The organism is Nonomuraea sp. NPDC049158, assembly GCF_040648335.1.
In the GTDB taxonomy this organism is placed as follows: domain Bacteria; phylum Actinomycetota; class Actinomycetes; order Streptosporangiales; family Streptosporangiaceae; genus Nonomuraea.
Genome location: NZ_JBEZDM010000034.1, coordinates 1 through 12778, shown reverse-complemented (window position 1 = coordinate 12778; position 12778 = coordinate 1). Strand labels below are relative to the sequence as shown.

8 protein-coding genes are annotated in these 12778 nt (G+C 69.8%); 4 read left to right on the top strand and 4 right to left on the bottom strand.

Annotated features, from left to right (window positions below; all coding sequences use genetic code 11):
- Window positions 1–47: 47 nt before the first annotated feature.
- Both AB0B61_RS45065 and AB0B61_RS45060 read right to left on the bottom strand, forming a co-directional pair.
- Window positions 48–1208, bottom strand: a complete 1161-nt coding sequence (locus AB0B61_RS45065) for a cation:proton antiporter (RefSeq protein WP_358446251.1) — start codon at window positions 1206–1208, stop codon at window positions 48–50.
- Window positions 1209–1216: 8 nt separating this feature from the next.
- Window positions 1217–1699 (bottom strand): cation:proton antiporter regulatory subunit, encoded by a 483-nt coding sequence (locus AB0B61_RS45060; protein WP_358446248.1) that lies wholly within the window; start codon window positions 1697–1699, stop codon window positions 1217–1219.
- 172 nt (window positions 1700–1871) lie between these two features.
- On the opposite strand from AB0B61_RS45060, the gene AB0B61_RS45055 reads away from it, so the two are divergent.
- Complete coding sequence (locus AB0B61_RS45055; protein WP_358446245.1) at window positions 1872–2858, top strand: phosphotransferase; 987 nt, start codon at window positions 1872–1874, stop codon at window positions 2856–2858.
- A gap of 4 nt (window positions 2859–2862) precedes the next feature.
- Here AB0B61_RS45055 and clpX read toward each other — a convergent pair whose 3' ends face one another.
- Window positions 2863–4080, bottom strand: a complete 1218-nt coding sequence (clpX, locus tag AB0B61_RS45050) for an ATP-dependent Clp protease ATP-binding subunit ClpX (protein WP_358446242.1) — start codon at window positions 4078–4080, stop codon at window positions 2863–2865.
- A gap of 19 nt (window positions 4081–4099) precedes the next feature.
- Window positions 4100–5278 (bottom strand): cytochrome P450, encoded by a 1179-nt coding sequence (locus AB0B61_RS45045; protein WP_358446239.1) that lies wholly within the window; start codon window positions 5276–5278, stop codon window positions 4100–4102.
- Window positions 5279–5509: 231 nt separating this feature from the next.
- Here AB0B61_RS45045 and AB0B61_RS45040 point away from each other — a divergent pair, with 231 nt between their 5' ends.
- The 3 genes from AB0B61_RS45040 to AB0B61_RS45030 all read left to right on the top strand — a co-directional run bounded on the left by AB0B61_RS45040 (window position 5510) and on the right by AB0B61_RS45030 (window position 12688).
- Complete coding sequence (locus tag AB0B61_RS45040) at window positions 5510–7513, top strand: translation factor GTPase family protein (RefSeq protein WP_358446236.1); 2004 nt, start codon at window positions 5510–5512, stop codon at window positions 7511–7513.
- Between the two features lie 250 nt (window positions 7514–7763).
- Window positions 7764–9644: a potassium transporter TrkA gene (locus tag AB0B61_RS45035; RefSeq protein WP_358446234.1), complete on the top strand. Its 1881-nt coding sequence runs from the start codon at window positions 7764–7766 to the stop codon at window positions 9642–9644.
- A gap of 134 nt (window positions 9645–9778) precedes the next feature.
- The gene (locus AB0B61_RS45030; protein WP_358446231.1) at window positions 9779–12688 is read left to right on the top strand and encodes a CBM35 domain-containing protein; all 2910 of its coding nucleotides are present in this window, start codon (window positions 9779–9781) and stop codon (window positions 12686–12688) included.
- Window positions 12689–12778 lie beyond the last annotated feature (90 nt).

Here is a 12778-nt window from a genome sequence, read left to right as displayed (position 1 = left end):
AGTAGGAGTCTACTTTGTAAAGGCGGCGGGCGCGGCTGGTCCCGCGCTCACGCACGCTTGGCGATGGCGGTGATCCACGGCTGGACCAGCCGTGCCGCCAGCGGGCCGAACGCGGCCAGGATCAGCACATATGCCGCGGCCAGCGGCCCGAGATCGGGGTGGGCGCCGGCGCCCACCGCCAGCCCGGCGATCACGATGTTGAACTCACCGCGGGGGATCAGCGAGATTCCCGCTCTGGCCCGTCCGGCCTTGCCGATACCGGCCCGGCGGGCGGCGTAGAAGCCGGTCAGCAACTTGGTGACCATGCTGATCACGGCCAGCAGCACGGCCAGCCCGGCCACCGGGCCGATCTTCGTCGGGTCGGTCTGCAGGCCGAAGAAGACGAAGAAGACGGCCGCGAACAGGTCACGCAGCGGGGCCAGCAGCGCCTGAGCGTCCTCGGCCAGCTCTCCGGACAGCGCGATGCCGACCAGGAACGCGCCGACCGCGGCCGACACCTGGAGCTGCTGGGCCACGCCGGCCACCAGCAACGCCAGCCCGACCACCTTCAGCAGCAGCACCTCGGAGTTGGGGCTGCGCACGAACGCCTCGATGAAGCGGCCGTAGCGCAGCGCGACCAGGAGCACCACGCTGACCGTGCCCAGCGCGATGGCCACCGTGATCGCGCCGCCCACCAGGCTCAACCCGGCCAGCAGGGCGGTCAGGACGGGCAGGTAGACGGCCATCGTCAGGTCCTCGAAGACCAGGAGCGACAGCACCACCGGTGTCTCCCGGTTGCCGATCCAGCCCAGGTCCGACAGCACCTTCGCGGTGATGCCGGAGGAGGTGGCATAGGTGACGCCGGCCATCGCCACCGCCGCCACCGGGCCCCAGCCCAGAAGTAAGGCGCAGATCGCGCCCGGTGCCGCGTTCAGCACCAGATCCACGAGCCCGGCCCGGGCGTTGCCCTTCAGGCTGGTCACCAGCTCGTCGGCGTTGTACTCCAGGCCGAGGGTGAGCAGCAGCAGGATGACGCCGAGCTCGGCGCCGACAGAGATGAACTCCTCGCTGGTGGCCAGCGGCAGAATGCCGCCGGTGCCGAAGGCGAGTCCGGCGATCAGATAGAGGGGGATCGGGGAGATGCCGACGCGCAGGGCCAGCGCTCCCAAGATGCCGAGCCCCAGCAGAACCGCGCCGAACTCCAGGAACAGAATCGCCGTGTGATGCACTCGCGGCCCTACCCGTTGATAAAGATGTCGGCCACCGCGGCGGTGCTGTCAGCGCTGCCCACCACGACCACGATGTCGCCCGCCGCCAGGACGAAGTCCGGGCCCGGGCTGACCAGGACCTGGCCGGCGCGTACCGCCGCCACGATGGAGGCGCCCGTACGGGTGCGCACCCGCGCGTCCCCCATGGGCCGGCCCGCGTACGGAGAGTCCTCGCCGATCGGCAGCTTCTCGCTGACCAGTCCCTCGACCTCGCGATGCAGGTCGTTGAGCCGCTGGATCACGCGTGGCGCGCCCAGCAGCTCGGCCAGCGCGTCGGCTTCCTCGTCGTTCAGCTTGACGGTCTCACACGCGCGATCGGGGTCGGCGGGATCGTAGATCACCAGGTCCCGGCGGCCGGTGCGGTGCGAGACGATGCCGATCCGCCGCCCGGACCGCGTCATAAACTCGTGCCGCAGCCCGATCCCTGGCAACGCCGTCTGTTCGATCTCCACCGCTACCCCATCCGGTCAAGATTTCGATTACTTGGTCAAACCGTATCAATCCTGCGGGTTGACAGCGGAGGTCGTCTGGGGGGAGAAGCAGGCGGGACGTCACCAACGCCGTGTTATCGTCCCACACCTGACAGTCGCCGATTGACCGTCGGGTTCAAGCATCGGGGGAGCCATGGAACGCAGGTTCGCCGCGCGTGAGCAGCTGACGGGTGTGGTGCGGGCGGCCCTGGGGGCCGAGCGCCGGCTGGTCGACGTGACGCGCCTTCGAGGGGGCACGAAAAAGGGCGTGTACCGGCTTCTCCTCGAGGACGGTTTCACCGCCATCGCCTATATCTGGGACGCGGCCGAGAACTACTGGCCCGGCCTTCAGGTCGACGATCACGCGGACCCGTTCTCGCCCGCTTCCGGTCTGGAGTTGTTCGAGGCCGCTCATCGGCGGCTGGACGGCGCCGGGGTGCGGGTGCCGCGGGTCTATCTGGCCGACCGGAGCAGGGAGCTCTATCCGGCCGACATCGCGGTGGTCGAGGACGTGCCGGGCGGGACGCTGGAGACGCTCATCCAGCGTGATCCGCGGGCGGCGGCTCCGGTCCTCGCGCGGCTGGCCGAGGCGCTCGAGGTGATGCGCGGTCAGGTGGGGCCGGGCTTCGGCAAGGTGGCCTGGGTCGACCGTGGCGGGGGCTCCGCGGGCCGGTCGTGCGAGCAGCTGGTCTTCGACCGGGCGCTCGTCGACCTCGAAGAGGGGGCCGCGCGGGACGGGCGGCTCGCGGCGGCTCGTGATCGGCTGGCGGGCGTGGTCCGGGAGCTGGCGGCGGGCGTGCGGCCGCGCTCGGCGCACGCGCTGGTCCACGGGGAGCTGGGCCCGGACCACGTGCTGGTGGACGCCGCCGGGCGGCCGATGCTGATCGACATCGAGGGGCTGATGTACTTCGATGTCGAGTGGGAGCACGCGTTCCTGCGCCTGCGCTTCCACGAGCATTACGAGTCGCTGCGCTGGGACGGGCTGGATGAGCGGCGGTTGTCGTTCTACACGCTGGCGATGCGTCTGTCGCTGGTGGCCGGGCCGTTGCGGTTGATCGAGGGTGATTTTCCGGGGCGTGAGTTCATGCGGGGGATCGCCGAGCACAATCTGCAGCAGGCGCTGGCGTTCGTCGGCGGGTGAGCTGTCAGGCCGACTTGCCGTGGCGTTCCGGGCGGCGGCTGGGGTGGTCGTGGGGCACCAGAGTGGGATTGACGTTGTCGAGTACGGTGTCGCGGTCGATGACGATCCGGGCCACGTCGTCGCGGCTCGGCATCTCGTACATGAGATTGAGCAGTGTCTCTTCGAGGATGGCGCGGACGGCCCTGGCGCCGGTGCGGCGCAGGAGCGCCTGGTCGGCGATGGCGGCGAGGGCTTCGGCGGTGAATTCGAGGTCGATTCCGTCGAGGGCGAAGAGCCGCTGATACTGCCTGATGACCGCGTTGCGGGGTTCGGTGAGGATCCGGATGAGGTCCGCGCGGTCGAGTGGGTCCAGGGTGGAGATCACCGGTAGCCGGCCGACGAGTTCGGGGATGAGACCGAAGGTCAGCAGGTCGGCGGGGGTGACGTGAGGTCGCGGGCCGGTTCTCCGGGTGGGGGCGTATCCGGCGCTGCCGCGGCCGGTGCGTTGGCCGATGAGGTCGTCGAGGCCGGTGAAGGCGCCACCCGCGATGAACAGCACATGGGTGGTGTCGATGTGGATGACTTCCTGGTGGGGGTGTTTGCGGCCGCCTTGGGGCGCGACGCCGACGGTGGTGCCTTCCAGGATCTTGAGCAGTGCCTGCTGGACGCCTTCGCCCGAGACGTCGCGGGTGATGGAGGGGTTGTCGCTCTTACGGGTGATCTTGTCGATCTCGTCGATGTAGACGATGCCTGTTTCGGCCTTCGCGATGTCATTTCCGGCGGCCTGAAGGAGCTTGAGGAGGATGGTCTCGACGTCTTCGCCGACGTAGCCGGCTTCGGTCAGCGCGGTGGCGTCGGCGATGGCGAAAGGCACGTCGAGCATTCTGGCGAGGGTCTGGGCGAGGTGGGTCTTGCCGCTGCCGGTAGGCCCGATGAGCAGGATGTTGGATTTGCCGAGTTCGAGGTCCTCGGGGTGCCGGACGCGTTTGTAGTGGTTGTAGACGGCGACGGCGAGGGTTCTTTTGGCGGCGTCCTGGCCGATGACGTAGTGGTCGAGACGTTCGTGCATGTCCCGTGGTGTGGGCAGGTCAGGGGGCGGGGTGCGCTCGTCGGCCTCGATGAGTTCGGTGCAGAGTCCGATGCATTCGTCACAGATGCAGATGCCGGCGGGGCCGGCGATGAGCTTGCGCACCTGCCGCTGGGTCTTGCCGCAGAAGGTGCATGTCGGCTGGTCGCGGACCACTGAGCTATCTCCTCGGTGATCAGAGGGTCACGGTGAGGGCGGCCAGGCGCCAGGTGCCGGGGTCGGGGGCGCGCGGCGCGGGCTCGGTGAGCGCGAGGCCGGGGTGGCGGCGCAGCAGGGTGGTGAGGGCGACTTCGGTCTGTACGCGGGCGAGGGCGGCGCCGACGCAAAAGTGCGGGCCGTGGGAGAAGCCGAGATGCCCGGGTTGTCCGACGGGCCGGGTGAGGTCGAGGCGGTCCGGGTCGGCGTAGGCGCGGGGGTCGCGGTGGGCGGCGGCGATGGAGGCGGTGACGGCGTCTCCCTTGGCCACGAGGGTGCCGCACAGCTCGGCGTCTTCGCGGGCGTAGCGGGGGATCGTCAGCAGCGTGGGGCCGCACCAGCGGATGAGCTCTTCGACGGCGCCCGGCATGAGGCCGGGGTCGGCGCGGAGCGCGGCCAGTTGGTCGGGGTGGGTGAGCAGCGCTTCGACGGCGTTGGCGATGAGGTTGGTGGGGGTCTGGCCGGCCATGACCAGATGCCAGATGAGGGTGACGAGTTCGGTGTCGCTGAGCCGGTCGCCGTCTTCCTCCTGGGCCTCGATGAGGTCGGAGATCAGGTCGTCGGCGGGTTCGGTCCTGCGGCGGGCGACGGCCGCCTTGGCGCCTTCGATGATCGCGGGTATGGCGGCGGCGAAGGCGGGGCCGGCGCTGGTGACGACGGTGGCGCCGTACTCGCGCCAGCGGAGGCGGTCGGGCGCGGGGATGCCGACGAGCTCGCAGATCACGTCCATGGGCAGCGGCCGGGCGACATGGGCCATCAGGTCTACGGGGCCGTGACCGGGCAGGTCGTCGAGGAGCGCCTCGACGATCGGCGCGACGCGCGGGGCGAAGTCGGCGGCGCGGCGGGCGGTGAAGGCGGGTGCGGCCAGCCTGCGTAGCCGCAGGTGCTCGGCGCCGTTCATCTCCGACATGGTGCGCATGTACGGCCGGTAGTCCTCGGGGACGTCGGGCCGCATGAAGCTGTCGCTTCTGATCTCGAATCGGGGGTCGCCGAGCATCGTCTTGATGTCGGCGTGGCGGGTCACGACCCACATGGGGCCGAAGCCGGGGGCGCCCACGCGGGCGATGGGGGAGATCTCGCGGGCGCGGCCGTAGGCGGCGAAGGGGTCGCGGTGCACGTCGGGGTCGGTGAGGTCGATGTGCGGTACGTCGCTGGTCATGTGTCCTCCACGCCGAATTTCGGATGATCTCATCATACGGATGGTTAAGATATCTCGATGATGGTTGTTCGGCAAACTCCAGCAGGCGTGCAAAATCGGTTGCCCCGCCCGGCGGCCGTCTGTTGTACTCCCTCCCGGCAACCAGTCCACCCAACCCAAGGAGCACACCGATGAGGCCAGCGTTCGTGTCCCCCGCGACGGCAACAGCCACCTATCTAGAGGACAGAACGCTTGGAACGCACGTTGAACTTGGGGATCTTGGCGCATGTAGACGCCGGTAAGACCAGCCTGACCGAGCGGCTGCTCTACGCCGCCGGTGTCATCGACGAGATCGGCAGCGTCGATGACGGCAGCACCCAGACCGACTCGCTGGCGCTGGAACGACAGCGCGGCATCACGATCAAGTCCGCCGTCGTCTCCTTCGTGATCGGCGACGTCACGGTCAACCTGATCGACACGCCCGGCCACCCCGACTTCATCGCCGAGGTCGAACGCGTGCTGAGCGTGCTCGACGGCGCCGTGCTGGTGATCTCCGCCGTCGAGGGTGTGCAGGCCCAGACCCGCGTGCTGATGCGCACGCTGCGGCGGCTGCGGATCCCCACCCTGCTGTTCGTCAACAAGATCGACCGCCGTGGCGCCCAGGACGACGGGCTGCTGCGGGCCATCGCCGAGAAGCTGACGCCCGCGATCGTGGCGATGGGCTCGGCGCGCGACCCGGGTACCCCTGAGGCGGCCTTCCTTCCGTACGGACCCGGCGACGCCGCCTTCACCGCGCGGCTGACCGAGCTGCTGGCCGACCACGACGACGCCTTCCTGGCCGCCTACGTCCATGACGAGACGGCCGTCTCCTACCGGCGGCTGCGGCGTGAGCTCGCGGCGCAGACCGGCCGGGCGCTGGCGCACCCGGTGTTCTTCGGCTCGGCCATCACCGGCGCGGGCGTGGACGCGCTGAGCGCCGGCATCGCGGAGCTGCTGCCCGCCGCCCAGGGCGAGCCCGGCGACCCCGTCTCGGGCACGGTCTTCAAGGTCGAACGCGGCCCGGCGGGGGAGAAGATCGCTTATGCCCGGATGTTCGGCGGAACGGTACGCGTACGAGACCGGCTGCGCTTCCACGACGGTCAGGGCGAACCCCGCGACGATCAGAAGGTCACCGCGCTGAGCGTGTTCGACCGCGGTAGCGACGTCCAGCGCCCCTCGGTCACGGCGGGGCAGATCGGCAAGCTGTGGGGCCTGGCCGACATCCAGCTAGGCGACACGATCGGCGAACCGCGCGAGGACCACGGCCGTCACCACTTCGCCCCGCCCACCCTGGAAACGGTCGTCGTCCCCGCGAGCCCCGCCGCGCTGGGCGCCCTGCGGGTGGCCCTCGCCCAGCTCGCCGAGCAGGATCCGCTGATCGACCTGCGCCAGGACGACATCCGGCAGGAGATCTACGTCTCGCTCTACGGCGAGGTGCAGAAGGAGGTCATCCAGGCGACCCTGGCCGCCGACTTCGGCCTCGAGGTCGGCTTCCGCGAGACGACCACGATCTGCGTCGAACGGCCGATCGGCGCCGGCGCGGCCGTCGAGTTCAACGGCAAGGCGCCCAACCCGTTCCTGGCCACCGTCGGGCTGCGCGTCGAGCCCGCCCCGGTCGGCACCGGCGTGCGCTACCGGCTGGCGGTCTCGCCCGGCGCGCTGCCGCCGGCCTTCCACAAGGCGGTCGAGGACACCGCACGGGAGAGCCTGAACCAGGGCCTGTACGGATGGCAGGTCACCGACTGCACGGTCACCATGACGCACTCCGGCTATTCGCCGCGCCAAAGTCACTCCCACGCCATCTTCGACAAGAGCATGTCGAGCACCGGCGCGGACTTCCGCCACCTGACGCCGCTGGTGTTGATGAACGCGCTGCGGCAGGCCGGGACCAGGGTGCATGAGCCGATGCACCGCTTCACCCTGGAAGTCCCGGCCGACACGATCGGCGGTGTGCTGCCGGAGCTGGCCCGGCTGCGGGCCGTCCCCCGTACTCCGGCCATGCGGGGCGCGTCCTGCCTGGTCGAGGGGGACATCCCGGCGGCCCGCGTACACGAGTTGCAGCAGCAGCTGCCGGGGCTGACCCGTGGCGAGGGCGTGCTGGAGTCGGCCTTCGACCGCTACCAGCCCGTCAGCGGCTCGGTCCCGGCCCGGCCGCGCACGGACCACAACCCGCTGGACCGCAAGGAGTACCTGCTGCACGTCATGCGGCGAGTCTGACCGGGGAGCAGCCGGGATGCTTTCGGTGGATCGGTGGGGGCAAAGGGGTAGATGTCGCTATTGTTGTGACGCGCGCCTCAGAGTCACCTCCGGCGCCTCTGATGACCACGGTCACCGAGGCAGGGCCCGAGGGGCAGGCGGATGGGACAGCCACGGGGAAAGGCGCGCTGTACGGCGTCCCGCCCGTCGAACGGGGATAGGGACCGGGTCGCTTGTCCCATGCGGCGATCCATGAAGGACGGGATTTGTCATGGCCACGCGGCGCGAGCGTCTTCGCTATTGGTTCGACAACACGATGTCGAAGGGCACACCGGCCCTGATCGGCTGGCTCGCGCTGGTGACCGTGGTCATGGTCGGCAGCTTCGGCGTGCTCGTCTATGTGCTCGCGCGGGACGACCTGCCGCACCAGAACTGGAACGAGGCGCTGTGGGGCATGCTCATGCGGGCGATGGACGCCGGCACCGTGGCCGGCGACAACGAGGGCAGCCCGCTCTTCACCGTCCTGGGATTCACGATCACCATCGGCGGCCTGCTCATCGTCAGCAGCCTCGTCGGTGTGCTCACCACCGGTCTGGACAACAAGCTGACGGAGCTGCGTAAAGGCCGCTCCAAGATCGTGGAGTCCGGGCACACGACGCTGATCGGCTGGTCGGACCAGATCTTCACGATCATCCCCGAGCTGGTGGAGGCCAACGAGAGCGAGTCGAAGTCCTGCGTGGCGATCCTGGGGGACCGCGACAAGCTGGAGATGGAGGAGGAGCTGCGCTCGCGGCTGGGCAGCACCGGCAAGACCCGGGTCGTCGTCCGCTCCGGCAGCCCGACCGAGCCGACCGACCTCGACCTGATGAGCCTGGACACGGCACGGGCGGCCATCGTGCTGTCCCCGGCCGGTGACGATCCCGACGCGCACGTCGTCAAGACGCTGCTGGCGCTGACGAACCGCAACTGGCGCCGGCGCCGCCCGCCGATCATCGCCTCCGTCACGGACACGACCAACCTGGTGGCCGCCGAACTGGCCGGGGGCGGCCACGCGCAGGTGGTCGACACCGACGACATCGCCTCCCGGCTCATCGTGCAGTCCTGTCGCCAGTCGGGCCTGTCGGTGGTCTGCACGGACCTGCTGGACTTCGGCGGCGACGAGATCTACCTGCGGCCCGAGCCGAAACTGACCGGCTTCCCCTACGGCGAGGCGCTGTTCGCCTACGAGACCGCCTCGCTCATCGGCATCCGGCACGGCGACGGGTCCGTGGTGCTCAACCCGCCGATGAACACCGAGATCACCCAGGACGACCAGATGATCGTGGTCGCCGAGGACGACTCCGCCATCCGGCTCGTCCGCAGCTTCCCGCCGGTCGTCGAGGGCGCGATCACCCGCCCGGCCCGCCAGGCGACGCCGCCGGAGCGGACGCTGCTGCTGGGCTGGAACAGTCGCGCCCCGAAGATCGTGCAGGAGCTGGACCACTACGTCTCGCCCGGGTCGACCCTGCACGTGGCGGCCACCGCCGTCGAGGAGAGCGACAGCCTGGACCGGGCGAAGGTGGCCCTGCGCAACCTGGCGGTGAACGTCAAGGAGTGCGACACCACCGACCGGGTCACCCTGGAAGCGCTGGACGTGGGCACCTTCGACCACATCATCGTGCTGGCCGACGACCGGCTGGAGCCGCAGCACGGCGACTCACGCACACTGGTGACGCTGCTGCACCTGCGCGACATGGCCTCGAAGTCCGGGCAGCGGTACGCGATCGTCAGCGAGATGAACGACGACCGCAACCGCCGCCTGGCCCAGGTCACCAAGGCCGACGACTTCGTCGTCAGCGACAAGCTGATCAGCCTGCTGATGACCCAGCTGTCGGAGAACCCGCACCTGGGGCAGGTGTTCCGCTTCCTGTTCGACTCCGCCGGGTCGGAGATCTACCTCAAGCCGGCGACGGACTACGTCCAGCCCGGAGTGTCGGTCAGCTTCGCCACCGTGATCTACTCCGCGCGGACGCGCGGCGAGACCGCGATCGGCTACCGCGTGCTGGCCGAGGCCGCCTCGCCACCCGCCTACGGTGTCGTACTAAATCCGGGTAAGTCGGCTGCTGTCACCTTCGGCCCCCGCGACCTGGTGATCGTCCTCGCCGAGGACTGAAGTCATCGGATGAGTTGACCGCCCGGAGGGCGGTCTTTCTTGACTCTGGGCTCTGTCTCGTGTATTCATCGGATGTCTGAGAGATCAGTCTTGTTGGCGTTACCCCCCGTCAGCCCAGCGAGAGAGCGATCGCCATGCAGCGCCGCCGCACCCCCTCCAGAGTCCTGTCCGCCTGCGCCGCCCTCCTTCTCGCCCTGACCGCCTACATCGTCGGCGCCCCCGCCGCCGGCGCGGAGGTCGAGCACCCGCGGCAGCAGTGGCTGCGCGACTCGACCGCGGGGCTCTTCCTGCACTGGGGCATGTTCACCGCGCCCCGTCACCTCGACTGCGCCGCCTGGGAGCGGGACGTCACCGGCGGTGGCTGGAGCCCTGACTACTGGGTCGACGAGGCCCGCAAGCTGGGCGCCTCCTACATCGTGCTGGCCACCTTCCACAGCAGGCTCGGCTACGCCCGGCCGTGGCCGTCGAAGATCCCCGGCAGCTGCGCCACCCAGCGCGACCTGCTCGGCGAGCTGGTGAAGGCGGGCCAGGCCAAGGGCGTGCGGGTCATCCTCTACATGACCGACGACCCGCAGTGGCACAACGAGCAGGGCGTCGAGACGCTCGACTCCGCCGCCTACTCCGCCTACAAGGGCCGCTCGGTCGACCTGACCACCAGGAACGGGTTCGGCCAGTTCAGTTACGACCTGTTCTTCGAGGTCATGGAGAACTATCCGGACCTGGCCGGGTTCTGGATCGACAACGACAACGAGTACTGGGAGCAGAACCAGCTTTATGAGCAGATCCGGCAGAGGCGCCCGTCCTGGTTGCTGAGCAACAACAACGAGGACACCCCGATCATGGACACGGTCAGCAACGAGCAGAAGACCGGCATGACACCGGCCTACGACTACCCGCAGGCCGCCTTCACCCCGATGCCGCGCCTGACCGAGGCCGACTACAAGCTCCCGACCACCGGTGACTGGTGGTACGACGGCGGCAGTCACCCCGTCGACTTCCGGCTCAGCACCGGCCGCTACGTCACCAACGCCGGCTCCTCGATGAAGTCGCTGATGGCCGAGACCCCGATGGTCAACGGCAGGTTCCCGCCGCAGCAGGAGGAGTTCAACACCTTCATGGCCGGGTGGGTGCCGCCGATCCGGTCGTCGCTGCAGGGGACCGAGGGCGGCGGCTACATGTACGGCGGCATGCAGCCGGGCTTCTGGAACGACGGCGCGCACGGCGTCGTCACCGTCGAGCGCGGCGCGAAGGTCCAGTACGTGCACGTGGTCACCAGGCCCAGGACCGATCAGGTGCGGCTGCGCGACAACGGCTATCGCGTCTCCGCGGTGAGCGATCTGCGTACCGGCGAGCGCATGCGGTTCGCCCAGTCCGGCGGCTACCTGACGATCCTCGGCATCACCAAGTGGGACGACTACGACACCGTGTTCAAGGTCGAGACCCGCGGTCAGGAGCACTTCTACCCCCAGAGCGCGCTCAAGGCGACCGCCACGTCCACCCGCGCGGGTCACCCGGCGAGCGCCCTGGTCGACGGCAGCTTCCAGAACTACTGGGACGCCGACGCCAAGCTGCCCGTCTCGCTCACCCTGGACCTCGGCAAGCGGCGCGAGGCCGCCTACCTGGCGGTCAACCAGCGCGAGTGGTCGCCGACGTACGCCCGCGAGACGTTCGGCCGCCCCGAGGACTCGGCCCGGATCAAGGACTACCGGGTCTACGCGAGCGACGACGGCGAGCACTGGGGCAAGCCCGTACGTTCCGCGGCGATGCGCAGCGCGCGCGGCGTGCAGGTCGTCGACCTCGGCGGCACCCGCGCCCGCTACCTCAAGCTGGAAGTCCTCAACACCTGGGGCGGCCCGCAGGCGCCGCGCTTCTACCAGGAGCTGCAGATCGACGAGATCAAGGTGGCGTCGGCCTACCCGGTGGGCCTCGGGGCGGCGGTGTCGCTGGAGGCGGAGCGGCAGGCCAGGAGCGGCTCGGCCCGGCTGGACCTGTGCCAGGCGTGCTCCGGCCTGGCCAGGGTGGTGGGGCTGGGCGGCGGCCCGCGCAACGCGGTCACCTACGGCGACGTCACGGTGCCGGCGGCCGGGACGTACCGGCTCGAACTCGATCACACCACGGCCGCGGCCACCTCATTGTCGGTGAGCGTCAACGGCGCCGCGGCGGTGGAGGTGCCGGTGAGCGGCGACAACGCCGACGTTCCGGCCGCCACGGCGCTGGCGGTGCCGCTGAACGCGGGCGCCAACACGATCACACTGTCCAGTACGGCCCGGCAGGGCCCCGGGCTCGACCGGATCGCCGTCGCGCCGATGCCGCCGGCCTCGGAGGTCCCGAAGACGACGATGACCGTGGACCCGTCCGGCCTGCAGTGGGTCGGTCCAGGGCAGCAGTCGATGAAGGTGTCGGCGAAGCTGCGGCTCGACGTCGACGACGCGCTCGACCAGGTCAACCTGGCCCCGGTGGTGCCGGCCGGCTGGACGCTGACCGGCGCCGCCGCGACCGCCGCCACCCTGCGGCTCGGCCAGACGCTGGAGGGCACCTGGACCCTCACCTCGCCGCCCGGCCAGGACGTCACCGCGGCCGACATCCCCATCACCGCCTCCTTCCAGGTGCTGGGCCGCGCCAACCAGGTCACCAAGCAGTTGCGGGTACGGCTGCGCCCGGCCGACCGGGTGTTCGTGCGTGAGGCCGAGGACTCGCGCAACCGGCTCGGCAGCGCGGGCATCACCAACTGCTCGCCCTGCTCGGGTGGGCAGAAGGTGCGCAACCTGGGCGGGGCGGCGGACGCGTACGTGCTGTTCGAGAACGTCACCGTCGACACGGCCCGCCAGTACACGCTGTTCATCGACTTCACGGTCAACGGCGACCGCTCCTACTTCGTCACCGTCAACGACGCCGCGCCGATCGAGGTGAAGGTGAGCGGCGTCGGCAACAACACCCCGTACACGACGTCCGTGCCGGTCACCCTGCGGGCGGGCGCCAACACCATCAAGATCCACAACGACACGGAGGCCGCCCCCGACCTGGACCGGCTGTCACTCGGCTGAGGCCGGTGCCCGCCCCGTGCCGCCGGTCTCCCCGGCGGGAACTGGCGGCTGCCAATGCCAGGGGCCGGCCAACAAGACCATGAGCGAGAA